The following is a 22,735-nucleotide window of genomic DNA, read 5'->3' as shown; positions in this document are numbered from 1 at the left end:
TTTCAATTTCAAATTAATGATTTAAGGGTCAGTGGCGGAGAGAGTGGGATTCGAACCCACGGAAGGAATGACCCTTCGCCGGTTTTCAAGACCGGTGCCTTAAACCGCTCGGCCATCTCTCCGTATCGGCAGCGCTTCCGCGCCCCGCGTGCCCAGGTCATTGCAACCCAGGCAACCGGTCGGGGCAGCGCCCCGTCCGGCATGGCTCCCCGGCATGGGCCGGGGGTCGCATTCTCGCATTTCAGGTGGGATTTGCCCACCCGCCAGCGGTCGGGCTCAGCCCGCATCCACCGCCAAGGCACCCAAGGCACTTGCCTTGATCTTCTCCTTGGCCCGCTCGCACGCGCCACCGCAGTCCAGGCGCGAAGCCTCCAGCTGCGGCGGCAGGTGTTCGGCCAGGAAGTCGATGAACACGCGCACCGCCGGCAGCAGACCGCGGCGGGAGGCGAAGACGGCGTGGCAGATGCCCTGCGGCAGCGACCAGTCCGGCAGCACTACTTCCAGTTCGCCGTTGCGCACGGCGTCGGCACAGACGGTTTCCGGCAGCATGGTGATGCCGAAGCCGTCCTTGACCATGCTCTGCAGCAGCGGGAAATCGAAACCGGCCACGCGCGGCTGCAGGTCCACGCGGCGGACCGCGCCCTCGGGGCCGTGCAGTTCCCAGCGCTGACGGGCTTCGTCTTCGCTGATGCTCAGGGTGACGTGATTGGTCAGCTCGTCCGGGTCTTTCGGGCGGCCGGCGCGATCGAGGTACTTGGGGCTGGCCACCAGCAGTTCCTGCACCTGGCCGAAGCTGCGCATCACCAGGCTGCCATCGTCATCCAGGCGAGAGCGCACGCGCAGGGCGACGTCGTAGCCTTCGTTGATGATGTCCACGCGGCGGTTGCTGATGTTCAGCTGCAGCCGCACCTTGGGGTACTGCGCCAGGAAGATCGGCAGCAGCTTGGGCAGCTGCATCTGCGCGAGCGAGACCGGCACGCTGGCGCGGACGAGGCCACGTGGCTCGGCGCTGAGGCGGTCGACCACCTCACGCGCGGCCTGGGCCTCGGCGAGCATGGTCTGCGCGTGGCGATGCACGCTGGTACCGACGTCGGTCACCGCGAAGCGGCGCGTGGAGCGCTGCAGCAGGCGGACGCCCAGATCGGTTTCCAGCTGGCTGATACGGCGGCTCAGGCGGGATTTGGGGATGCCGAGCGCGCGTTCTGCTGCGGCGAAACCACCATGATCCACCACCATGGCGAAGTAGTAGAGGTCGTTGAGGTCTTGCATACCAAAGTTCCAGATATAGAACAATACGTGGTATTCAACCACCTTTATTCCAAACAGGCAACAACCTAACCTGATCTCCGTCGGCGGCATCTACCGCCCCTCCCCCAGAATCAGGTGATTGCCATGAAGCTTCTTCACATCGACGCCAGCGTGCTTGGCGAAAACTCGGTCTCCCGCCAGCTCTCCGCCGCCGTGGTCCAGCAGTGGCGCGACCAGGTCCCGGGCCTGGAGGTGAGCTACCGCGACCTCGATGCCCAGCCCGTTGCGCACCTGCGCAGCTCGTCCCTGGCCCAGTCCGACCCGGCCGAGGTAGCCGATGCCGAGCAGGTGCTGGAGCAGTTCCTGGCGGCCGACGTGGTGGTCATCGGCTCCCCAATGTACAACTTCAGCGTCGCCTCCACCCTCAAGGCGTGGATTGACCGCCTGGCCGTGGCCGGGCGCACCTTCAAGTACACCGAGAACGGCCCGGTGGGCCTGGCCGGCGGCAAGCGCGTGATCGTGGCCAGCAGCCGCGGCGGCCTGCACACCGGCGCCCCGACCGATTTCCAGGATCCGTACCTGCGCCAGGTCTTCGCCTTCTTCGGCATCGACAACGTCGAATTCGTGCGGGCCGAGGGCATCGCCTACTCGCCGCAGCACCGCACCGACGCGATTGCCCAGGCCCTGGCCGCGCTGCCGCAGCCGGAAGCACTCGCCGCAGCCTGATCCACGCGGGACCCACACCGTTCCCTCCCCCTCGTCGTGACGGTGTGGGTGTGGCAGAGATGGCCCCTTCCGGGGCCATCTTTTTTTTGAACGCGGCCCCGCCCTACTGGAGTTCGCAGTCGCGTGTCACCGGTGATCCCAGGATCATGCCGTTGCCCGTGCAGGCCGCGAGCACAGTGTCGCCTTTGCCGAGCGCGCCGGCCTCTTCCCTGGAGAGGCCGGAGATCATCACCTGGTTGACGCTTCCGGCCTTCAGCTGCACCTGCGGCTTATCCATCAGATCTGTCTGGATGCTGGCAACTTCACCTGAGATCAGCAGTCGCTTGCCTTTGTACAGGACGTCGGCGGCGACCTCATTGGCCTCGTAGTCCCGATAGAGCTGGCGCGCCGTGATTTCGACAGGCGCGACGGGCGCGACCGCGGTGTCCTGCTGGCTACCCTTGTCCGCGTGGGTCTGGGCATCGGGCGCCGGCTGACTGATCGCGCTGACGGCGCCGGCGAATACCACGACGCCCACGAGGTAGACCACCGGGGAGGCGACAAGGGACAGCAATAGCTGGGCGACGCCTTTGCCGGCGCCGCCCTTGGCCATCGCCACGACGGCCAGGATGAAGGCGACCAGATTGAGCGGCCAGCCGAGGAACATCCCGAGCCCCGGAAACGGGATCAGGAAGCACAGCCAGGCGATGCCCAGCATCAGCCATGCAGCGATGCCGGCGGGATTTGAGGATGGGAGGGGTGCAGCCGCTGTATTCACCGGGCGTCCTGTGGAAGTAGAGGTCAGTGCCCAGCCTGTTCGCTGTGTGCCGCAGGAAATGGGCGTCGATCACACCGCGACGTGAGGGCCGTGCGGGCCGCCCACCGGATGCTCAATCCACGAAGCCCCGTGCCTGCCGTCTCTGCGGCCCTCCACGCCGCGTGCCGCCCACTCGGCCGTCAACTTCTCCTACATGTAATCAAGGCACTTTCTGACCTGCCCCTCTTCCTTTCTGGAAGCCGCACCGATGACGCAATCAACGCTGCGGCGTCGCGGGAATGGCCGCTAAGCTGGGGGCCCTTTGCACACAGCTGATTCCGCATGGATTACCGCGTCGTCCAGACCCACCGCAGCGAGTTCCCCCACCCGATCACCCTGCAGCCCGGCGATCCGCTGCAGGTCGGCGAGCGCTACCAGGGGCCCGAAGGCTGGGACAACTGGTATCTGTGCGAGACACCGGGCCAGGCTGCAGGCTGGGTACCGGCGCAGGTGATCGGCAGGAACGCGCAGGGCGATGCGATGGCGGCCGAGGCTTACTGTGCGCGCGAACTGGATGTGGACGTGGGCCAGCACGTGCGCGGTGAGCGCGTGCTCAACAGCTGGGTGTGGTGCGAGCTGGTTGGCGGCACCACGTCCGGCTGGGTGCCGCTGGGCGTGTTGGCGCCGATGACGGACGGGTAGAGCCACCCCATGGGTGGCTGCAGGTGATGCATGACCGGAACGGCAGCCACCCATGGGGTGGCTCTACCGGGGCGCCAACAAAAAACCCGCCGTTCGGCGGGTTTTTTCATGCGTCACGGCGCTGGATCAGCCGATGACGTCCATGCCGCCCATGTAGGGCTTGAGCACGTCCGGCACGGTGATGCTGCCGTCGGCGTTCTGGTAGTTCTCCATCACCGCGATCATCGCGCGGCCAACCGCCACGCCCGAACCGTTGAGCGTGTGCAGCAGCTCGGGCTTGCTGGTCTCCGGGTTGCGCCAGCGGGCCTGCATGCGGCGCGCCTGGAAATCACCGCAGTTCGAGCACGAGGAAATTTCGCGGTAGGTGTCCTGCGAGGGCAGCCACACTTCCAGGTCATAGGTCTTGGTGGCCGAGAAGCCCATGTCGCCGGTGCACAGCAGCACCTTGCGGTACGGCAGGCCGAGCTTTTCCAGCACGACTTCCGCACAGCGGGTCATGCGCTGGTGCTCTTCATCGCTCTGCGCCGGGGTGCACGCGGCGACCAGCTCCACCTTCTCGAACTGGTGCTGGCGGATCATGCCGCGCACGTCGCGGCCGCCACTGCCGGCTTCGGCACGGAAGCACAGCGAATGGGCGGTCATGCGCAGCGGCAGCTGCTCGGCGTCGATGATCTCGTCGCGCACGATGTTGGTCAGCGGCACTTCCGAGGTCGGGATCAGGTAGCGCGTGGATTCGCCCACGGCCGTCTTGAACAGATCGTCCTCGAACTTCGGCAGTTGGCTGGTACCGCGCAGCGACTCGGCATTGACCAGGGCGGGCACGTTGGTTTCTTCATAGCCGTGCTCGCCGGTGTGCAGATCTAGCATGAACTGCGCCAGCGCGCGGTGCAGGCGGGCGATCGGGCCACGCAGCACGGTGAAGCGCGATCCGGACAGCTTGGCCGCGGTCTCGCCATCCAGCCAGCGGTTGCGGGCGCCGAGCTCGACGTGATCCAGCACCGGGAAATCGAACGCGCGCGGGGTGCCCCAGCGCTTCTGTTCGACATTCTCGGATTCATCCTTGCCGGCCGGCACATCCTCGGCGGGCAGGTTCGGAATGCCCAGCGCGATCGCTTCGATCTGCTCGCGCAGCGCATCCAGGGCCACTTCCGAGGCCTTCAGCTCATCGGCGAACGCGGCCACTTCGGCCATGATCGCCGAGACGTCTTCGCCCTTGGCCTTGGCCTGGCCGATGGCCTTGGAACGGCTGTTGCGCAGGCTCTGCAGCTCCTGCGTGCGCACCTGGATGCGCTTGCGATCGGCTTCCAGCGACTCCAGCCCGGAGACATCCAGCTCGAAACCGCGCGAGGTGCGCAGGCGTTCGGCAAGGTCGGCGGGCTGTTGGCGGAGCAGGGCTGGATCGAGCATGGCGGCAGAGGGGTCTACGGATTCGGAGGGGGATTATCGCCTGTTATGCGTTTTTCTGCCGCCGGTTCATCCCGGGCGTGGCAGAATCGCGGTGATCCATACGGTATGCCCCATGTCTGCTCCCCGCTCGACTTCTGGCAAGAACATCACCTTCCACCTGCCCCGCCGCAGCCTCGTGATCGCCGCGATCGCCTTCGGCGTGGGCCTGCTGCTGTTCCTGGTGGTATGGCTGAGCAGCCGCAACAACGACTTCTACAAAGCCGACCCGGCCGCGCAGACCCCCGCCCAGGTGGCCGAGGTGGTGCCGCTGCCCGAGCCTTTGGCCGCTGCCGCCGGCTCCAGCGACATGCCCGACGCCAAGGCCCCGCCGGTCAACGAGGAAAAGCCGCAGCTGGTGGAGACGGCCCCGCCGCCGCCGCCGGCCGCCCCGGCTGCGCCCCCCGCACCCGCCGCGCCCACGGCCATGGCGCCGAGCGACCGCCCGCAGCCGATTGCTGACCAGTCGCCGCCGCCGAGCTACCCGCCGGCCGCCTTGCGCCGCGGTGACAGTGGAACGGTGGTGGTGCGCGTGGATGTGGATGCCACCGGCTATCCTTCGGCCGTGACGTTGATCCAGCGCAGCGGTTCACGCGATCTTGACCGCGCAGCGTCCGATGCGGTGCGTCGCTGGCGTTTCCAGCCGGCGCAGAACAACGGTGTGCCAGTGCCTGGCAGCCTGGAAGTGCCGTTCGACTTCACGCCGCGGTGATTCATCGCCGCCACGTGCGGCGATTGTGCAACGGCTCAGCAAACTGAACCTCGATGGGAATGCAGTCGTCGCGTTGACGGTGCGCTGACACATCCGCAACCGTGTCCGGGCAAGACTGCGGGTGTCACATCGACACCAGGAGTCAGCCATGAGTGTTACCCATGCCCCGGACATGCCCCGCTCGCCGCAGCATCAGCGCGACGTGATCGATGAGCCCGCCCATCGCCGTACGTCACCCTGGTTGTGGGTGGCGTTGATCGTCGCGATGTTCGCCGCTGCGCTGGTGTGGCTGCGTTATGCCGCCCCGGGCGATACCAACGAGGCGCCGGTGGGCCAGCGCATGTTGCCCGCTACCGAGACCGCACCGGTGGCGACCACGCCGGCACCCGCTGCGCGCCAGGCCGCACCGGCCGCCGAGCAGCGCAAGGCGACGCCGGCCGTACGCAACCGTGAGGCCCGCCCGCTGGCGAGCAATGCCAAGCCGGTCTACCCGCGTACGGCGCTGCGCAGCGGCGTGCAGGGCAGCGTGGTGGCCAGCCTCAACGTGGATACCCGTGGCCAGGTGACCGACGCCAACATCGTGCAGCGCAGCGGTACGCGTGATCGCGATCTGGATCGTGCGGTGCTGACCACCGTGCGCGACTGGAAGTTCGAGCCGGCGATGAATAACGGCCGCGCAGTGGCGAGCGTGGTGCGCGTCCCGGTGGACTTCCGTACGGAGCGCTAAGCGGATGCACTGCGGCGGAAACGAAAAGGGAGGCCAATGGCCTCCCTTTTTTGTTGTGCGAAGCACCGCCTCCGCGCGAGGTCAGGGTAGTGCCGCGCGCGCTGCCCGGCAACCACGCATACCTGACATCTGGAAGCAGCAGCCCGGCAGAACCCGGCGCTACCTCAGCCGGCGCGAAGCCCGAAACCCGCACCGGTCGCCAGGCCATCGAAATCCGGGAAGGACGTCGCCACGTTGGCGATGTCATTGACCCGCACTTCGCCGCTGCTGAGCTGGCCGGCAATCGCGAAGGCCATCGCGATGCGGTGGTCGCCGTGGCTCTCGATGGTGCCGCTGCCAAGCACGGCGCCGCCGTGGATCGTGGCGCCATCATCGGTTTCATCGACCTGCACGCCCAGCGTGCGCAGGCCCGTCGCCATTGCGGCCAGACGATCCGATTCCTTGACCCGCAATTCGGCCGCACCGCGCACCACGGTGTTGCCCTGTGCCGCCGCCGCCGCGACGAACAAGGCCGGGAACTCATCGATCATGTCCGGCACCAGTGCTTCGGGAATCTCGGCACCGTGCAGCGGTGCGTAGCGCACCACCAGATCGGCCACCGCTTCCCCACCCTGCTCGGCATGGTTTTCTTCGGTGATGTCCGCGCCCATCAGGCGCAGCGCCGCGAGCAGCCCGGTACGGCGCGGGTTGAGGCCCACCGCACGCAGGCGCAGCTCGGAGCCTGGGATCACGCTCGCCGCCACCAGGAAGAACGCCGCCGAGGAGAAATCGGCCGGCACCACGATATCGGTCGGGCGCAGCCGCTGGCCGCCACGCAGGCGTGCCTTGCCCGGCGAAAACTCGATATCCACACCGAATGCACGCAGCATGCGTTCGCTGTAATCGCGGGTCGGGTGCGGCTCGGTGACAGACGTTTCGCCATCGGCATACAGACCGGCCAGCAGCACGGCGGATTTGACCTGCGCGCTGGCCACCGGCGAGGCGAATGCAATGCCGTGCAGCGTTTGGCCACCATGCACCCGCAGTGGCGGGGTGCCATCGGCCTCGGTATCGATCTTCGCACCCATCTCGGCCAGCGGACCGGTCACGCGGCGCATCGGGCGGCGCGACAGCGATTCGTCGCCGACCATCACCGAGTCAAACGGCTGTGCAGCCAGCAGCCCGGCCAGCAGACGCATGCCGGTGCCGGCATTGCCGCAATCCAGCGGGGCGCCCGGTGCCTTCAGGCCATCCACGCCGACGCCGTGCACGATGCGCTGCGAGGGCGACGGGGTGTCGATGCGCACGCCCATCTGCGAAAAGATCGCGGCGGTGGCGCGGGTGTCTTCGCCCTCCAGGAAGCCATCGATGCGCGACACGCCATCGGCCAGCGCGGCAAACATCACCGAGCGGTGCGAGACGGACTTGTCACCGGGAATGATCAGGCTGCCCTGCAGGGGCTGGCCCTTGTGGGCGATCCAGTACGGAGATGCGGTCATCGGGAATCCTAGGGGGCGGGCCGCCGCAGCGGCGATGCAACGGTGTACGGGAGGGGCCACAGCGCCCACACGGGCGCCGGGCCGGGCGCAGCGCGCGAGGCGGCTGCGCCGTTCGGATCAGGGCACGGCGACCGGATAGGAGCCGAGGATCTTGATCTGCGCCGAGTGGGCTTTCAGTTCGGCCAGGGCCGCCTGCATCGCCTCGTCGTCGACATGGCCGGCCAGATCGATGAAGAAGCCGTACTCCCACTTGGCGTTGTGCGAGGGGCGCGACTCGATCCGGTTCATGCTGATGCCATGCCGCGCGAACGGGCTGAGCACGTCGAACAGTGCACCGGGCTTGTCGTGGATGAACACCAGCACCGAGGTGCGGTCGTGGCCGGAGGTGGGGAAGATGTTGCGGCCGATGACCAGGAAGCGCGTGGTGTTGTCCGCATCGTTCTGGATCGGCTTGGTCACCACCTTCTTCAGGCCGTACACATGCCCGGCACTCTCGCCGCCGATCGCCGCGGCGTCATCGGCATTGCGGGCGCGGCGCGCGCCTTCGGCGTTGCTGGAGACCGGAATCTTCTCGGCCTTGGGCAGGTTGGCGCGCAGCCACGAGGAGGTCTGCATGAACGACTGCGGGTGGCCATACACGCGCTCGACATCCTCCAGCCGACCACTGCGCGACATCAGGTACTGCTGCACGCGCAGCTCCACTTCGCCACAGATCTTCAGGTTGGAGGTCAGGAACATGTCCAGGGTGATCTGGATGGTGCCCTGCCCCGAGTTCTCCACCGGCACCACGCCGAAATCGGCGTTGCCCGCTTCCACTTCCTGGAAGACTTCCTCGATGCTGGCCAGCGGCAGACCCAGCGCCGAGCGCCCGAAGTGCTTGAGCACGGCCTGCTGGCTGAAGGTGCCTTCCGGACCGAGGTAGCCGATCTTCAGTGGCTCCTGCTGGGCCAGGCAGGCCGACATGATTTCGCGGTAGACGTGGACCAGCACTTCATCGCTGAGCGGGCCCTCATTGCGGTCCACCACCATGCGCAGCACCTGCGCTTCGCGCTCGGGGCGGTAGTAATCCACGGCGGCAGCGAGCTTGCCCTTGGCCTTGCCGACCTGGTGGGCGAAGTTGGCGCGCTCGGCGATCAGCGCCTGGATGCTGCGGTCGATATGGTCGATCTTGGCGCGCACGTCCGACAGCACGGGCGCGGCAACGGCCGGCGCGGCATCGCGCTTGGCGGCCTTGGCCTTCTTCGCGGGGGCAGCCGCCTTGGGCGGGGTCGGCGCTGGCTTGGCAGCCTTGGGCTTGGCGGGTTTGGTGGCCATCTGGGTTCCAATTGCGGTGGGGCGGCGAGCGCCCCGGGAAAAACGAATGCGTCAGCCGTTGCGCTGCTGGAAATCGCGCATGAAGGCGGCCAGCGCCTGCGCGCCCTCCACCGGCATGGCGTTGTACAGCGAGGCGCGGATGCCGCCGACCGCCTTGTGGCCCTTCAGCGCCAGCAGGCCGGCCGCTTTGGATTCACTGACGAAACGCGCGTTGAGCGTGTCATCCGGCAGGAAGAACGGGATGTTCATGCGCGAGCGTGCGGCCGGGACGACTTCATTGCGGTAGAAGCCGCCGGACTGGTCGATCGCCCCGTAGATCAGGCCCGACTTGACCGCGTTGCGGCGGGCGAATTCTTCCACGCCGCCTTCGGCCAGCATCCACTGGAACACCAGCCCGGCCAGGTACCAGTTCCAGGTCGGCGGGGTGTTGAGCATGGAATCGCGCGCGACGTGCGAGCGGTAATCGAAAATGTCCGCACGCGGCTGGCCGCTGCGCTCGAGCAGGTCGCGGCGCACGATCACCACCGAGACGCCGACCGGGCCGAGGTTCTTCTGCGCGCCGGCATAGATCAGGCCGTACTGGCTGACATCCAGCGGCTCGCTGGCGATCGAGGAGCTGAAATCGGCGAACAGCGGCACGTCACCCACGTCCGGGGTGTCACGGAACTCGACACCATGGATGGTTTCGTTGGCGGTGATGTGCACGTAGGCCGCGTCATCGGAGAGCTGCCAGCTGGCGCGCGCCGGGATGTCGTGGAAGCCATTGGCTTCGCTGCTCGCGGCGACGTTGACCGTGACGTAAGGGCTGACCTGCTTGATCGCGGTCTTGCCCCAGTGCCCGGTGAGCACGTAATCCACGGTCTGCCCGGGCTGGGCGAAGTTGAGTGCGAGCAGGGCCTGCTGGGTGGTCGCGCCACCGGCCAGGAACAGCACCGCGTAGTCGTCCGGGATGCCGATCAGGCGACGCAGATCGGCCTCGGCCTGGGCGGCGACGGCCATGAACTCCGGGCCGCGGTGGCTCATTTCGACAATGGAGGCGCCCGCGCCGTTCCACTCCAACATCTCTTCCTGCGCCTGGCGCAGGACCGATTCCGGCAACGTTGCAGGGCCGGCACTGAAATTGAACGCGCGCGTCATGTCACACCTATGGGGCAAGACCCCTAGTATGCCGCAGCGCACCAGCCTTTAGGCCTTGCAGGACAAGGCGAATTTGGTTGCAAACGAATCTATCCAGGGTCCGGCTGTCTGCCAGAGCCACCGCCATATGTCTGGAGGCGAGCCCCCTGAGTCAGGGGGCGCCGCGACGGGGCGGGGTCTGGAAGCAATGTCACGCGGGGCCCGTGGTTTGCGTAGCAAATCACGGGGCGTCAGCGCGGATGCGATGACGTTTACCGCGCCCCGAACCAGAGTAGGCCGCTGAGCGCTGCGGCCAGCAGCAACGCACTGGCCAACAGCCACGGCCAGCGACTCACCCGTTTGGGCGCAGCCACCGGTTCCGGGCGCTGGCGTGCCTCGAAGCCGTCGTCCTCTTCGTCGATCACGATGCGCTTGCGGCCGTCGTGTGGGACTTCGAGCACGAAGCGGTGCTGGGCATCGAAGACCAGCTGATCGCCCGGCTGCAGCCAGCAATGGCGAACGGTGACGCCATTGACCCGCGTGGACTCGCCGGCGCCCAGGTCGCGCAGCAGCAGGCGCTCCCCATGCTGCTCCAGGCGGGCGTGTTGTTCGGCGAAGGCAGGGTCGTCGATGACGATGTCCGCCTCCGGCCCCCGCCCGATCACGCGCGGACGATCCAGGGTGAAGCTGCGCCCGTGGTGCTGGCCGCCGACCCCGCGCAACAGGCGCTGGTCGTCGCCGCCATCATCGCTGCGTGGCGGCGCGTGCGCGACAGCTTCGCAATCGCCCTGCACCACCATCTCCACGCCGTCGGCGTAGACGGCGTCGCCGGCGCGCAGCAGCGCCATCCGGCGCACCGGGCGGCCGTTGACGTGGATGCCGCGGATGCCGTTGGCGACCTGCAGCCACAGGCCGCGGTCATCCAGGCAGAACTGGGCCAGCAGCAAGGTGCCGGGGGCGTCATCGCAAAGCCGGACGGTGCCCGATGCATGACGCACGATGCGCCGCACCCCGGGCCGCAGGGGCTGGTCGGGATGTTGGCGTTGAGTAAAGTGAACTAGCAGGTTCTGCACGCGGCGCAGCCTAGCAGGTTGAATGTCAGGGAAGAAGAAGTGTGACGCAGACCTTGGAGTTGTGCCTGAGGATGCGCACAATGCACGCCCAAATCCGCGCCGTTGTCCGCCAGGAGGCTGTATGTCCACCATCGATATCCGTCACGCCCACTCCCTGCCCGCCGAAAATGCGCGCAAAGCCATCGAAGAAGTCGCCGCCAAACTGTCCGAGCGTTTCGGTCTGCAGTCCAACTGGGTGGGCGACGTGTTGAATTTCAGCGGCTCCGGCGTGGACGGCGCGATCGCGCTGCAGCCCGGCCAGGTGCAGGTCACCGCCAAGCTCGGCTTCCTGCTCTCGGCCATGAAGGGCATGGTGGAAAGCGAGATCCAGCGCGTGTTGCAGGAAAAGCTCGGCTGAACCGACGCCCGGCCCGGCGCTGCACAGGCGCCGGCCATCACACCGCTTGAAGCCGGCGATGCATACGATCCAAGGGTGTCCACCCAAGGGATCGCCCCATGCATTCACCCAACGACTTCGACGATCGCATCCCCGGCGAGAAGCCCTCGCTGCAGGATCAGGCCGAGCGCTTCTCGCGCAAGCTGACCGATTCGGCCCAGCAGATATGGCTGGCGGGTCTGGGCGCCTTCGGGCGTGCGCAGGCCGAAGGCAGCCGTGTCTTCGACAACCTGGTCAAGGAAGGCGAGAACATCGAGGCCCGCAACCGCGAGCAGACCGGCGATACACCGCGCTGGCGCGACAATGTCGAGGAACACCTCGGCGAGGCCCGTGAAAAGGCCAGCGGCACCTGGGACAAGGTCGAGAAGGCCTTCGATGACCGGGTCCAGGGCGTGCTGAAGCGTCTGCACATCCCGACCGCCGAGGATGTCGCCGCGCTCAATGCCCGGATCGATGCGCTCAACACCCGGGTCAACCGTGCCGAGGCCCGCAACGCCTCGCCGTCGGCCGATCCGTCGCCGGGTACGCACCAGTCGCCGACCTCCGACGCCTGACTGAACTGATCCGACCACGTTTGTTGCAAAGCAGCACGACTTTGTTGACAATCGAAATCGACCCGCCAATCGCTTCCACCGCCGTTTGTTCCCTCCCCTCACGGCTCTGGATTGGCGGGTTTTTTGTGGGCGCTGCTACCGCAAGGCCCCGCAAAGTGAGACGGCCGTCACCGACGTGACCGCCGGATGCGAACCGGCTCGAAAACGACGCGCCGCTGACGTGCAAAGGCGCATATAAACTGTCTATCGCACTTCCCTGTTCATATCCCCCTGCATGCTCTCCTGGATTCTGGCCCTGCTGTTGGCCCTCATCGTCTGGTTCCTGGCCACGGCCTACTTCTGGCTGATCAAACGGAAGCGCAAGGAGACCCAGCTCGGCCTGAATGCCTTGGCCGGCATGCACTGGCGCGAGTTTTCCCTGATCGTGCGGCGCGCGATGCACGAGCAGCGCGGGCTGCAGGACGTGCCGGACGAGGCCGTGGACAGCCGCGAACCCCGTAGCGATTTCCTGATGCACGACGGGCCGCAGCGCTGGCTGCTCTCCTGCAAGCACGGGCGCGCCTACCGGATCGGCACGGCGGCGGTGAACGAACTGGGCGCCGCCGCGCGCCTGGCCGGTGCGCGTGGCGGCATCCTGATCACCGAGGGCAAGGTCGAGCGCGATGGACGCATCGCCGCTGAAAAACAGAGCGTCGAGGTCCTCGATGGCCCGCTGCTGTGGCCGTTGCTGAAACCCTACCTGCCGGGCGACATGGAGGCCCGTGTCGAGGCCGGTGCCCGTGGCGAAGCTCTCCGCCGTATCTCGATCGCGGCACTGGGCGCGGCGACGCTGGGCCTGATGGTCGGGCTGGGCTCGCTGACCGCCGGGCTGGAAACGGAGTGGGCCGACGACGAAACCGGGGTGGCCGCGCCGGCTGCAGCAAAAGCACCCGCGCCGGCCGGCACCCAGCCCACGCCTGCGACACCGGCCCCCGCGGCCCCCGAGACCGCTGGCCGCGCCGCCGACGCCGCCCCGCCTGCAATGGAAGCGAACCCGGACGACGCCACGCTGGACCGCTATCAGCAGGAACTGTCACGCAACGTGGCCAGCCGCCCCGGCGTGGCCAGTGGCATCTGGCTGACCCGGCAGACGCTGGCGATCAACCGCACCGGCGAAATCGATGCGATCTGGCCGCTGATCTGCGAGGAAGTGACCCGCTACCCGGCGCTGCGCACCGTGCGCATCCAGCTCAACCCGCGCCCCGGCGTGGATGAGCCGGTCCGCTGGCGGCAGTGCACCACACTGTAAGGCTCAGCGCGCGCCCGGCGAGAAACGGGCAACCAGATCGTAGGCATCGCCCAGGAACATCTGCCGCACGCAGGTGATCGGCTGCTCGCCGCGCCAGGTAAGGCGGTCGATGACCAGGCACGCCGTGCCGGGTTTGACCTGCAGCAGCGTGGCGGCCGCCTCATCCGCGCCCCAGGCACTGATCCGGTGCTGGGCGCGTGTCCACGAGACGTTCTGCAGCAGCCAGCTGCCCGGCGCCGTGGTCTCGAAATCCACCGCCAACACCTCCGGCACGCCGACCGGGCTGATCAGGCGGTGCTCCAGCGCCAGCGGCCGGCCATCGGCCAGGTGCAGGCAGCGGATCGCCAGCAGCTTCTCGCCGCCGGCCAGGGTGGTTTCCTCCGCTACCTGCTCGCGCGGTCGCCGGTAGGCACGCTCCAGCAGCTGGTAGCCATAGACGTGCCCGCGCGCTTCCACCGCCATCGCGATGTCGGGAATCTCCAGCGCCACCTGTTCCAGGTGCGGCGGCTGGCGCGCGACGAACGAGCCCGCACGGCGGCGGCGCTCGATCATGCCGCTCTCGGCCAACGCGGTCAGCACCTTGTTCACGGTCATCCGCGAGCAGCCGTACTGCTCCATCAGCTCGTGTTCGTAGGGGATGCGGAAGCCAGGCTCCCACTGTCCACTGAGGATGCGGCTTTCCAGATCAGCACGGATGCGCTGATTGAGGGTTGCTGCTTTCTTGCCCGTCACTCTGGATTCCTGCATGGGAGGGTCTGATCAGACCCTCAACAACGGTCGAAGTGCCGCGGCGAACCGTGCGGCCACCGCCTCGCGTTGCGGGTGGCGACCATCACGGACCCACTGGCGCCCTTGGCGCCACACCGATCGCACGGCGCCATTACGTGCGGCGAACACCCAGCTGTCAAGCAAGGCGTCGCCGTCGCGGGCGATCAGCGCCGGGTGATCCGGATCGAGTTCGACCAGGTCGGCCGGCGCACCGGCCTGCAGCCCGGTGGTCACGCCCAGCGCCTGCGCAGCACCGTTCAACGACTGTTCGTACAGCCAGCGGCCGGTGGACTGACCATCGCCCGGGGCCAGCACATTGCGCCCGCGCAGTTGCAGGCGCTGGCCGTACTCGAGCAGGCGCAGTTCTTCGGCCGCGTCGATCAGCACGTTGGAATCCGAGCCCACGCCGAACCGGCCACCGGCACGTGCGAAGGCCTGCATCGGGAACAGGCCGTCACCCAGGTTCGCCTCGGTGATCGGGCACAGCCCGGCCACCGCACGGCTGGCGACGATCTGCTGCATCTCCGCTTCGGTGATGTGGGTGGCATGCACCAGGCACCAGCGCGCATCCACCGGCGCGTGTTCGTACAGCCACTGCACCGGCCGCATGCCGCTCCAGGCGACGCAGGCATCGACCTCGCGGGTCTGTTCGGCGATGTGGATGTGGACGGGCCCGCTATTGAGCGGCAGCAACGCCGACAATTCCTCGCCGGTCACCGCGCGCAGGCTGTGCGGGGCGAAACCGAGCACCGCATCGTCCTGGTCCTGCAGCGCGCGCGTGCAGCCCTGCAGCAGCGCAGCAAACCCGTCGACATCGTGGATCAGCCGGCGCTGGGCCGGATTTGGCGCGGCGCCGCCGAAATCGGCATGCGCGTAGAACACCGGCAGCAGGGTCAGGCCGATGCCGCTGGACCGGGCAGCGGCCGCGATACGCTCGGCCATCTCGGCACGGTTGGCATAGGCCGCGCCGTCCGGGCCATGGTGCAGGTAATGGAACTCGCCGACCCGGGTGAAGCCGGATTCCAGCATTTCCACATACGCCTGCTCGGCGATCGCCTGCATGGCCTCGGGCTGCAGATGCGCCAGGAAGCGGTACATCAGCTCACGCCAGCTCCAGAAGCTGTCGCCGCTGTTGCCGCCGATCTCGGTCAGTCCGGCCATGCCGCGCTGGAAAGCGTGGCTGTGCAGGTTGCCCAGGCCCGGCACCGCGATCGCCAACGCGGTATCGCCCGGCGCGGCCGACACACCTTCGGTCACCTCGATGAACCTGCCGCCCTGGCTGAGGATGCGCACATCGCGCGCCCAGCCATGTGGCAGCAGCGCATGAGCGGCGTGGAAACGAAGGATCGGTGCGGGGGTGGCTGGCATTACTGGACATCCCGGAAGAGGCGTCTATATTGTATAGACATATACACCGATGTGGTTGCTGCCATGCACTGTGACACCCTCTGGTACCACGCCAACCTGATCACCGTCGACGGCCCGGGCCTGGGCGTGATCGAGGAGGGCGTCATCGCCGCGACCGATGGGCGCATCGTGCATGTCGGTGCGGCCGGATCTGCCGATCACCTGCAGCCGGTCCAGCGTATCGACTGCGCCGGGCGCTGGATCAGCCCCGGCCTGATCGACTGCCACACCCACCTGGTCTATGCCGGCAACCGCGCCGGCGAGTTCGAGCAGCGCCTGCAGGGCGTGAGCTATGCCGACATCGCCCGCGCCGGCGGCGGCATCGTCTCCACCGTGCGGGCCACCCGCGCCGCCAGCGAGGCCGACCTGCTCGCCGCGAGCCTGCCCCGGCTGGACGCCATGCTGGCCGAAGGCATCACCACGCTCGAGATCAAATCCGGTTACGGGTTGACCCTGGCCGATGAGACCAAGCAGCTGACCGTCGCGCGCGAACTGGGCCGCCAGCGCGCGGTCGAGATCGTGCCGACCTTCCTCGGCGCGCATGCGATCCCGCCGGGCCGCGAAGCGCAGGAGTACATCGACGAGGTCTGCAACGTCATGATTCCGGCCGTTTCGGCGGCCGGGCTGGCCGAGGCGGTAGACGTGTTCTGCGAGAACATCGCCTTCAGCGCCGCACAGGCCGAGCAGGTCTTCCTCGCCGCGCAGCAACACGGGCTGGCGATCAAGATCCATGCCGAGCAGCTCAGCAACCAGCACGGTGCCGCCCTGGCGGCACGTCACGGCGCACTGTCGGCCGACCATATCGAACACCTCGACGCCGACGGCATCGCCGCGATGCGCAGCGCCGGCACCGTGGCGGTGCTGCTGCCGGGCGCGTTCTATTTCACCCGCGATACCACCCTGCCCCCGATCGCCGACCTGCGGGCGGCCGGCGTACCACTGGCGCTGGCCACCGATTCCAACCCCGGCACCTCGCCGCTGACCAGCCCGCTGCTGGCGATGAACATGGCCGCCACCCTGTTCCGCATGACCGTGGCGGAGTGCATCGCCGGCTTCACCCGTGAAGCGGCGCGCGCCCTTGGCCGGCAGGACCGGATCGGCCGGCTCGCCGTCGGCCTGGACTGCAACCTCGCCCTGTGGGACATCGAGGCGCCTGCCGACCTCGTCTACCGCATGGGTTTCAACCCCCTGCACGGCCGCGTGATGCGCGGCCAACCCGTCTGAATCTAGTGATGTCTGGAGATTTCATGAGCACTACCCTGACCCTGCACCCCGGCGCCGTCACGCTGGCGCAATGGCGCGCGATCCATGACGGCGCGCGGGTGCGGCTGGACCCGGCCTCGGCCGCGGCCGTGCTGCGCAGCGCGCAGACCGTGGCCGACATCGTCGCCAAGGGCGCACCGGTGTACGGCATCAATACCGGCTTCGGCAAGTTGGCCAGCGTGCGCATCGAGCGCGACGACCTGGAAACCCTGCAGCGCAATATCGTGCTTTCGCATGCCGCCGGCGTCGGCGAGCCGATGCCCGCACCGGTGGTGCGCCTGATGATGGCGTTGAAGCTGGCCAGCCTCGCCCAGGGCGCCTCGGGGATCCGCCCGCAGACGCTGGCCCTGCTGGAAGCCTTCCTGCAGCACGACTTCATTCCGGTGATTCCGTGCCAGGGCTCGGTCGGTGCCTCCGGCGATCTGGCCCCGCTCTCGCACCTGGCCAGCGTGATGATCGGCGTGGGCGAAGCCTTCGTGTCGGGCGAGCGCCTGCCGGCGGCCGAGGCGCTGGCCAAGGTCGGCCTGGCCCCGCTGGTACTGGGCGCGAAGGAAGGCCTGGCGCTGCTCAACGGCACCCAGTACTCCACCGCCTATGCACTGGCCGGTCTGTTCGCGATCGATACCGTGTTCCGCGCGGCGCTGGTCACCGGCGCGCTGTCGGTGGAAGCGGCCAAGGGCTCGGACACCCCGTTCGATCCGCGCATCCACAGCATCCGTGGCCAGCGCGGGCAGATCGCCACCGCCGCCGCGCTGCGCACCCTGATGCAGGGCTCGGCGATCCGCGAATCGCACCGCGACAACGACGTGCGCGTGCAGGATCCGTACTGCCTGCGCTGTCAGCCGCAGGTCATGGGCGCCGCGTTCGACGTGATGCGCCAGGCCGCCACCACGCTGGCGATCGAAGCCAACGGCGTGTCCGACAATCCGCTGGTATTCACCGATACCAATGAGGCACTGAGCGGCGGCAATTTCCACGCCGAGCCGGTCGCTTTCGCGGCGGACATGCTGGCGATGGCCGTGTGCGAAATCGGCTCGATCAGCGAGCGCCGCACCGCGATGCTGGTCGACCCGGCCCTGTCCGGGCTGCCGGCCTTCCTCACCCCGAAGCCCGGCTTGAATTCCGGTTTCATGATTCCGCAGGTCACCGCCGCGGCGCTGGTCTCGGAAAACAAGCAGCGCGCCTACCCGGCCAGCGTCGACTCGATCCCGACCTCGGCCAACCAGGAAGATCACGTCTCGATGGCCGCGCACGGTGCACGCCGCCTGATGGCGATGGCCGAGAACGCGGCCAATGTGATCGGCATCGAGCTGCTCGCCGCTGCACAGGGCTGCGATTTCCATGCCCCGCTGCGCTCCAGCGATGCGCTGGAAGCGGTGCGCCAGCGCCTGCGCGCACAGGTGCCGACGCTGGAAGACGACCGTTACTTCCACCCGGACATGGTGGCCGCGACCGACCTGGTGCGCAGTGGCGTTCTGGCTGAAGGGCTGGCCGACATCCTGCCGCCGCTGGAGCCGCTGGCATGACGACCCCACCGGATTGGCTGCAGATCCACCGCGGCGATGTGCCGTTGATCGTCAGCTTCCCGCACACCGGCACCGAGCTGCCCGATGCACTGGCCGCGCAGTTCGTGTCGCCGTGGCTGGCCCGCCGCGACGCCGACTGGTGGGTGCATGAGCTGTACGGCTTCGCGCAGCAGATGGGCGCCACCACGGTGCGCACCGCGGTGTCGCGCTCGGTCATCGACGTCAACCGCGACCCCAGCGGCACCTCGCTGTACCCGGGCCAGAACACCACCGGCCTGTGCCCGCTGACCACCTTCGACAACCAGCCGCTGTACCGCGATGGCCACGGCCCGGACGAAGCGGAAATCGCGCGCCGCCGCGATACCTGGTTCGCGCCCTACCACGACGCCCTCGCCGCGGAGATCGCGCGCCTGCGTGCCCTGCACGGCACCGTGGTGGTGTATGACGCGCACTCGATCCGCTCGCACATCCCGCACCTCTTCGATGGCCAGCTGCCGCAGTTCAACCTCGGCACCAACGGCGATACCACCTGCGACAACGCGCTGACCGACGTGGTCGACAACCTGTGCGCGATGAGCGGCATGAGCCATGTGCGCAACGGCCGCTTCAAGGGCGGCTACATCACCCGCCATTACAGCGACATCCCCGGCGGCGTGCATACGCTGCAGATGGAGCTGGCCTGCCGCGGCTACCTGCACGAGCCCGAGGCCGTGGATGAGCACAGCTGGCCCACGCCATTGGATCCCGATCACGCCGCCCCGCTGCGCGCCACGCTGCAGCAGGTGCTCGATGCCTGTCTCGACTTCGCTACGTCCCGGAGTGCTGCATGACCCGTCTCGATTCCACCCGCACCATCCTCGCCCCGACCGGCACCACGCTGACCTGCAAGAGCTGGCTGACCGAAGCCCCGCTGCGCATGCTGATGAACAACCTGCACCCGGACGTGGCCGAGCGCCCGCAGGAGCTGGTGGTCTACGGTGGCATCGGCCGCGCGGCGCGCGACTGGGAGAGCTACGACAAAATCATCGAGACCCTGCAGCGGCTCGAAGATGACCAGACCCTGCTGGTGCAGTCCGGCAAGCCGGTCGGCGTGTTCCGCACCCACGTGGATGCCCCGCGCGTGCTGATCGCCAACTCCAACCTGGTGCCGCGGTGGGCCAACTGGGACCACTTCAACGAGCTCGACAAGAAGGGCCTCGCGATGTACGGCCAGATGACCGCGGGCAGCTGGATCTACATCGGCGCCCAGGGCATCGTGCAGGGCACTTACGAGACCTTCGTGGAAATGGGCCGCCAGCATTACAACGGCAGCCTGGCCGGCAAGTGGCTGTTCACTGGTGGGCTCGGTGGAATGGGCGGCGCACAGCCGCTGGCCGCGGTGATGGCCGGCGCCTCCTGCCTGGCGGTGGAATGCCGCAAGAGCAGCATCGAGATGCGTCTGCGCACCGGGTATCTGGACACCTGGACCGACGACCTCGACGAAGCGCTGCGCCTGATCGAGGCATCCTGCACCGCGAAGAAGCCGCTCTCGGTCGGCCTGCTCGGCAATGTCGCCGACGTGCTGGACGAGCTGCTGATCCGCGGCGTCAAGCCGGACCTGCTGACCGACCAGACCTCCGCGCACGACCCGGTCAACGGCTACCTGCCGCAGGGCTGGACGGTGGAAGAATGGGACGACAAGCGCGTCTCCGCACCGAAGGAAGTGGAAGCGGCCGCGCGCGAATCGATGGCCAACCACATCCGCGCCATGCTTGGTTTCCACTCGCTCGGCGTACCGACCGTGGACTACGGCAACAACCTGCGCCAGATGGCGCTGGAAGAAGGTGTGGAAGATGCCTTCGACTTCCCCGGCTTCGTGCCCGCCTACATCCGCCCGCTGTTCTGCCGCGGCATCGGCCCGTTCCGCTGGGCCGCGCTGAGCGGCGATCCGGAGGACATCGCCAAGACCGATGCGAAGGTCAAGGAACTGATCCCGGACAACCCGCACCTGCACCGCTGGCTGGACATGGCCGCCGAGAAGATCAAGTTCCAGGGCCTGCCCGCGCGCATCTGCTGGGTTGGCCTGGGCGATCGTGATCGACTGGGCCTTGCCTTCAACGAGATGGTCGCCAATGGCGAGCTGAAGGCGCCGGTGGTGATCGGCCGTGATCACCTGGACTCGGGCAGCGTCGCCTCGCCCAACCGCGAAACCGAGGCCATGCAGGACGGTTCCGATGCCGTCTCCGACTGGCCGCTGCTCAACGCCCTGCTCAACACCGCCAGCGGTGCCACCTGGGTCTCGCTGCACCACGGCGGCGGCGTCGGCATGGGCTTCTCGCAGCATTCGGGCATGGTCATCGTCTGCGATGGCACCGAAGCCGCGGCCAAGCGCATCGCGCGCGTGCTGTGGAACGACCCGGCCACGGGCGTGATGCGGCATGCCGACGCGGGGTATGACATCGCGGTGGAGTGTGCGAAGGACAAGGGCCTGGATCTGCCTGGGATTCTGGGCTGATGTGGGTAGGCCCCGGCCGACGGTCGGGGCCTTTCACGACCAGGGGTGACTTCCGCCGCATTGACCGGGGTGCCAGCGCTTCCTACTGTGCGGGCTCACCCACGAGGATGCCCGCAATGCGTCGTTTCGCCTTTGTCGCGGTCCTGCTGCTCGCGGTATCGACGCCGTCCGGCGCCACTCGTGCCGATGACCTCGACGCTCGGATCTCCCGGCAGCTCCATGCCAACGCGGAGCGCTATGGCATCGCCGGGCAGTCGGTGCTGATACGGCACAACGGCGCGCTTCTCGCACAGGCCGTCGCCGGAGAGGCCGACGTCACCACGCATCGGGCGGTGACCGCCGAAACGGTGTTCAATGCTTACTCCCTGGCCAAACTGCTGGTCAGCGCTCTGGTCATGCAACGGGTGGAGGCCGGCAGGGTCGAGCTGGATGCACCGGCCAGCCGCTATCTTCCCGATCTGCCCGAGCCCTGGCAGGCGATCACCGTGCGGCAGTTCCTCAACCATGCGTCCGGCGTTCCCGAGTACTTCCAGTATCGGGAAGGTGAGGTGATCACCTCGCAGGGCAACCGCTTCCCGACCACGGCGGCGGAGGTGTTCAAGGCACTCGCCGGCGCACCACTGCAGTTCACGCCGGGCACTGCCAATCGGTATGCGCAGACAAACTATCTGGTCCTCACCGCGCTGTTGGAAGCGCAGTACCAGCAGCCCTATGCGCAGATCGTCCAAGACCGCGTGCTTCGTCCGCTGTCGATGACGCACACCTCGCTGGGCCCGGCAACGGATGTGCCGCACGCCATTGCCATCGCCTATATCGGCAAACAGGGCGCCCTGCAGCGCGAAGACGACATCGCCTGGCCATCCTATGCCTACGGGCATGCCGCACTGCATACCACCGTCGGTGATCTGGACCGCTTCCTGATGGCCCTGACCCGCGGTGAGCTGGTGGGGCGTGCCACGCTGCAGCAGCTGTGGCAGCCACAGTTGCTGGACAACGGACGGCGCAGCGGCTTCTCCACGGGTTGGGAATTCGAAGAAAGCGGCGAGTACCGCTTCGTGGGGCATGACGGTGGCACGCGGGTACGTGCACGGATAGCCTTCCTGGACGGCTTGGGCGGGGATACCTACAGCTTTATCTACCTCACCAACGGCAGTGCGACGAATGTGTGGTCGCGCACGCTGGTGGACAGCACCATGGCGGTGGTGGCCCCGATGCAGTTCCCTCGCGAGGCCTTGTCGGAAAGGCTGATCACCTACGCACTGGAGCCGCAGACGGCCGCACGCACAACCGCGTTGAAACAGTGGCTCATCACTACCGGGCGCGGTGATCAGCCGATGCTGGAGCAGGACATCAACCGCGTGGGCTACGCGGTGGCCGAGAACCTGGGCCATGCCACCGCGCTGCCGCTGTTCGCCTTCAATGCGACGCTGTTCCCGCGCTCGGCCAATGCCTGGGACAGCCTGGCAGAAACGTATGCCGCCTTGGGCGACGCGAAGCAGGCCGAACGGCTGTACGCCAAGTCGAAAGCGCTGGCAGCGGCCCGGTAGTGCCGGCCGCTGGCCGGCACCCACGCGATCATGGGTCTCACGCGACTGGATCGCGTAGATCCTGGCGAGCCGGCCAGCGGCCGGCACTACCGACATCCCGCCGTCGGGGGTGGGGAACCCACACCCCCCCCACAGGGTGGGGAGCCCCCCCCGACCGGAAAACTGGGGGCCCCCACA

The 22,735-nt window shown here is 67.7% G+C and carries 21 protein-coding genes and 1 tRNA gene; 12 read left to right on the top strand and 10 right to left on the bottom strand.

All coding sequences use genetic code 11. The features are described 5' to 3' along the window. Positions 1–32: 32 nt before the first annotated feature. Together ABE483_RS00110 and ABE483_RS00105 are read right to left on the bottom strand one after the other, a co-directional pair. Positions 33–122: transfer RNA gene (locus tag ABE483_RS00110), tRNA-Ser, on the bottom strand. 154 nt (positions 123–276) lie between these two features. Next, entirely contained in the window at positions 277–1,269 is a 993-nt protein-coding gene (locus tag ABE483_RS00105) for a LysR substrate-binding domain-containing protein (protein WP_019184298.1), read from the bottom strand. Between the two features lie 123 nt (positions 1,270–1,392). Here ABE483_RS00105 and ABE483_RS00100 point away from each other — a divergent pair, with 123 nt between their 5' ends. After that, positions 1,393–1,974 (top strand): NAD(P)H-dependent oxidoreductase, encoded by a 582-nt coding sequence (locus ABE483_RS00100; protein WP_346462644.1) that lies wholly within the window; start codon positions 1,393–1,395, stop codon positions 1,972–1,974. 103 nt (positions 1,975–2,077) lie between these two features. On the opposite strand, the gene ABE483_RS00095 is transcribed toward ABE483_RS00100, so the two are convergent. Then, positions 2,078–2,671 carry a hypothetical protein gene (locus ABE483_RS00095; protein ID WP_346480792.1) on the bottom strand — a complete coding sequence of 198 codons (594 nt, stop codon included), beginning with the start codon at positions 2,669–2,671 and terminating at the stop codon, positions 2,078–2,080. A gap of 381 nt (positions 2,672–3,052) precedes the next feature. On the opposite strand from ABE483_RS00095, the gene ABE483_RS00090 reads away from it, so the two are divergent. Next, positions 3,053–3,412 carry an SH3 domain-containing protein gene (locus ABE483_RS00090; RefSeq protein ID WP_346462646.1) on the top strand — a complete coding sequence of 120 codons (360 nt, stop codon included), beginning with the start codon at positions 3,053–3,055 and terminating at the stop codon, positions 3,410–3,412. A gap of 126 nt (positions 3,413–3,538) precedes the next feature. Here the strand turns inward: ABE483_RS00090 and serS are convergent, their stop codons facing one another. Next, positions 3,539–4,819, bottom strand: a complete 1,281-nt coding sequence (serS, locus tag ABE483_RS00085; protein WP_346480791.1) for a serine--tRNA ligase — start codon at positions 4,817–4,819, stop codon at positions 3,539–3,541. 112 nt (positions 4,820–4,931) lie between these two features. Between serS and ABE483_RS00080 the strand changes: the two genes are divergently transcribed. After that, a complete protein-coding gene (locus ABE483_RS00080; protein ID WP_346480790.1) occupies positions 4,932–5,567 on the top strand; it encodes an energy transducer TonB in 636 nt (211 codons plus the stop codon). Positions 5,568–5,715: 148 nt separating this feature from the next. Next, positions 5,716–6,294, top strand: coding sequence for an energy transducer TonB (locus ABE483_RS00075; protein WP_346480789.1), 579 nt, complete (start codon positions 5,716–5,718; stop codon positions 6,292–6,294). A gap of 164 nt (positions 6,295–6,458) precedes the next feature. On the opposite strand, the gene aroA is transcribed toward ABE483_RS00075, so the two are convergent. The 4 genes from aroA to ABE483_RS00055 all read right to left on the bottom strand — a co-directional run bounded on the left by aroA (position 6,459) and on the right by ABE483_RS00055 (position 11,275). Continuing rightward, positions 6,459–7,772 (bottom strand): 3-phosphoshikimate 1-carboxyvinyltransferase, encoded by a 1,314-nt coding sequence (gene aroA, locus ABE483_RS00070; RefSeq protein ID WP_346480788.1) that lies wholly within the window; start codon positions 7,770–7,772, stop codon positions 6,459–6,461. A gap of 117 nt (positions 7,773–7,889) precedes the next feature. Continuing rightward, positions 7,890–9,086, bottom strand: a complete 1,197-nt coding sequence (gene pheA, locus ABE483_RS00065) for a prephenate dehydratase (RefSeq protein WP_102787963.1) — start codon at positions 9,084–9,086, stop codon at positions 7,890–7,892. 51 nt (positions 9,087–9,137) lie between these two features. Continuing rightward, positions 9,138–10,223: a 3-phosphoserine/phosphohydroxythreonine transaminase gene (serC, locus tag ABE483_RS00060; protein WP_346480787.1), complete on the bottom strand. Its 1,086-nt coding sequence runs from the start codon at positions 10,221–10,223 to the stop codon at positions 9,138–9,140. A 251-nt stretch (positions 10,224–10,474) separates the two neighbouring features. Then, the gene (locus tag ABE483_RS00055; RefSeq protein ID WP_346480786.1) at positions 10,475–11,275 is read right to left on the bottom strand and encodes an FHA domain-containing protein; all 801 of its coding nucleotides are present in this window, start codon (positions 11,273–11,275) and stop codon (positions 10,475–10,477) included. Positions 11,276–11,396: 121 nt separating this feature from the next. Here ABE483_RS00055 and ABE483_RS00050 point away from each other — a divergent pair, with 121 nt between their 5' ends. The 3 genes from ABE483_RS00050 to ABE483_RS00040 all read left to right on the top strand — a co-directional run bounded on the left by ABE483_RS00050 (position 11,397) and on the right by ABE483_RS00040 (position 13,553). Then, entirely contained in the window at positions 11,397–11,672 is a 276-nt protein-coding gene (locus ABE483_RS00050) for a polyhydroxyalkanoic acid system family protein (protein ID WP_313210757.1), read from the top strand. Positions 11,673–11,770: 98 nt separating this feature from the next. Continuing rightward, positions 11,771–12,265 carry a phasin family protein gene (locus tag ABE483_RS00045; protein ID WP_313210755.1) on the top strand — a complete coding sequence of 165 codons (495 nt, stop codon included), beginning with the start codon at positions 11,771–11,773 and terminating at the stop codon, positions 12,263–12,265. Positions 12,266–12,539: 274 nt separating this feature from the next. Further along, positions 12,540–13,553 (top strand): restriction endonuclease, encoded by a 1,014-nt coding sequence (locus ABE483_RS00040; protein WP_346480785.1) that lies wholly within the window; start codon positions 12,540–12,542, stop codon positions 13,551–13,553. A gap of 3 nt (positions 13,554–13,556) precedes the next feature. On the opposite strand, the gene hutC is transcribed toward ABE483_RS00040, so the two are convergent. Next, positions 13,557–14,285: a histidine utilization repressor gene (gene hutC, locus ABE483_RS00035; protein ID WP_313210751.1), complete on the bottom strand. Its 729-nt coding sequence runs from the start codon at positions 14,283–14,285 to the stop codon at positions 13,557–13,559. 27 nt (positions 14,286–14,312) lie between these two features. After that, positions 14,313–15,689 (bottom strand): formimidoylglutamate deiminase, encoded by a 1,377-nt coding sequence (locus ABE483_RS00030; protein WP_346465929.1) that lies wholly within the window; start codon positions 15,687–15,689, stop codon positions 14,313–14,315. A gap of 63 nt (positions 15,690–15,752) precedes the next feature. On the opposite strand from ABE483_RS00030, the gene hutI reads away from it, so the two are divergent. The 5 genes from hutI (at position 15,753) to ABE483_RS00005 (ending at position 22,558) form a co-directional block, all read left to right on the top strand. Further along, positions 15,753–16,952 carry an imidazolonepropionase gene (gene hutI / locus ABE483_RS00025; protein ID WP_313218757.1) on the top strand — a complete coding sequence of 400 codons (1,200 nt, stop codon included), beginning with the start codon at positions 15,753–15,755 and terminating at the stop codon, positions 16,950–16,952. Positions 16,953–16,975: 23 nt separating this feature from the next. Continuing rightward, positions 16,976–18,517, top strand: a complete 1,542-nt coding sequence (gene hutH, locus ABE483_RS00020) for a histidine ammonia-lyase (protein ID WP_346465927.1) — start codon at positions 16,976–16,978, stop codon at positions 18,515–18,517. Then, a complete protein-coding gene (gene hutG / locus ABE483_RS00015; protein ID WP_313218760.1) occupies positions 18,514–19,347 on the top strand; it encodes an N-formylglutamate deformylase in 834 nt (277 codons plus the stop codon). The genes hutH and hutG overlap by 4 nt, the downstream gene beginning before the upstream one ends. Next, positions 19,344–21,011, top strand: coding sequence for a urocanate hydratase (hutU, locus tag ABE483_RS00010; protein ID WP_346465926.1), 1,668 nt, complete (start codon positions 19,344–19,346; stop codon positions 21,009–21,011). The genes hutG and hutU overlap by 4 nt, the downstream gene beginning before the upstream one ends. Before the next feature lie 116 nt (positions 21,012–21,127). Beyond that, positions 21,128–22,558, top strand: a complete 1,431-nt coding sequence (locus tag ABE483_RS00005; RefSeq protein ID WP_346480784.1) for a serine hydrolase domain-containing protein — start codon at positions 21,128–21,130, stop codon at positions 22,556–22,558. The last annotated feature ends 177 nt before the right edge of the window (positions 22,559–22,735 follow it).

Origin of the sequence: Stenotrophomonas sp. TWI602 (assembly GCF_039674045.1) — a bacterium.
Taxonomy (GTDB): Bacteria; Pseudomonadota; Gammaproteobacteria; order Xanthomonadales; family Xanthomonadaceae; genus Stenotrophomonas.
This window is presented reverse-complemented; position numbering and strand designations above follow the sequence as displayed.

Coding starts and splice junctions, on each gene's coding strand:
- ABE483_RS00105 (WP_019184298.1), bottom strand. CDS start 1,269: ATGCAAGACCTCAACGACCTCTACTACTTCGCCATGGTGGTGGATCAT.
- ABE483_RS00100 (WP_346462644.1), top strand. CDS start 1,393: ATGAAGCTTCTTCACATCGACGCCAGCGTGCTTGGCGAAAACTCGGTC.
- ABE483_RS00095 (WP_346480792.1), bottom strand. CDS start 2,671: ATGCTGGGCATCGCCTGGCTGTGCTTCCTGATCCCGTTTCCGGGGCTC.
- ABE483_RS00090 (WP_346462646.1), top strand. CDS start 3,053: ATGGATTACCGCGTCGTCCAGACCCACCGCAGCGAGTTCCCCCACCCG.
- serS (WP_346480791.1), bottom strand. CDS start 4,819: ATGCTCGATCCAGCCCTGCTCCGCCAACAGCCCGCCGACCTTGCCGAA.
- ABE483_RS00080 (WP_346480790.1), top strand. CDS start 4,932: ATGTCTGCTCCCCGCTCGACTTCTGGCAAGAACATCACCTTCCACCTG.
- ABE483_RS00075 (WP_346480789.1), top strand. CDS start 5,716: ATGAGTGTTACCCATGCCCCGGACATGCCCCGCTCGCCGCAGCATCAG.
- aroA (WP_346480788.1), bottom strand. CDS start 7,772: ATGACCGCATCTCCGTACTGGATCGCCCACAAGGGCCAGCCCCTGCAG.
- pheA (WP_102787963.1), bottom strand. CDS start 9,086: ATGGCCACCAAACCCGCCAAGCCCAAGGCTGCCAAGCCAGCGCCGACC.
- serC (WP_346480787.1), bottom strand. CDS start 10,223: ATGACGCGCGCGTTCAATTTCAGTGCCGGCCCTGCAACGTTGCCGGAA.
- ABE483_RS00050 (WP_313210757.1), top strand. CDS start 11,397: ATGTCCACCATCGATATCCGTCACGCCCACTCCCTGCCCGCCGAAAAT.
- ABE483_RS00045 (WP_313210755.1), top strand. CDS start 11,771: ATGCATTCACCCAACGACTTCGACGATCGCATCCCCGGCGAGAAGCCC.
- ABE483_RS00040 (WP_346480785.1), top strand. CDS start 12,540: ATGCTCTCCTGGATTCTGGCCCTGCTGTTGGCCCTCATCGTCTGGTTC.
- ABE483_RS00030 (WP_346465929.1), bottom strand. CDS start 15,689: ATGCCAGCCACCCCCGCACCGATCCTTCGTTTCCACGCCGCTCATGCG.
- hutI (WP_313218757.1), top strand. CDS start 15,753: ATGCACTGTGACACCCTCTGGTACCACGCCAACCTGATCACCGTCGAC.
- hutH (WP_346465927.1), top strand. CDS start 16,976: ATGAGCACTACCCTGACCCTGCACCCCGGCGCCGTCACGCTGGCGCAA.
- hutG (WP_313218760.1), top strand. CDS start 18,514: ATGACGACCCCACCGGATTGGCTGCAGATCCACCGCGGCGATGTGCCG.
- hutU (WP_346465926.1), top strand. CDS start 19,344: ATGACCCGTCTCGATTCCACCCGCACCATCCTCGCCCCGACCGGCACC.
- ABE483_RS00005 (WP_346480784.1), top strand. CDS start 21,128: ATGCGTCGTTTCGCCTTTGTCGCGGTCCTGCTGCTCGCGGTATCGACG.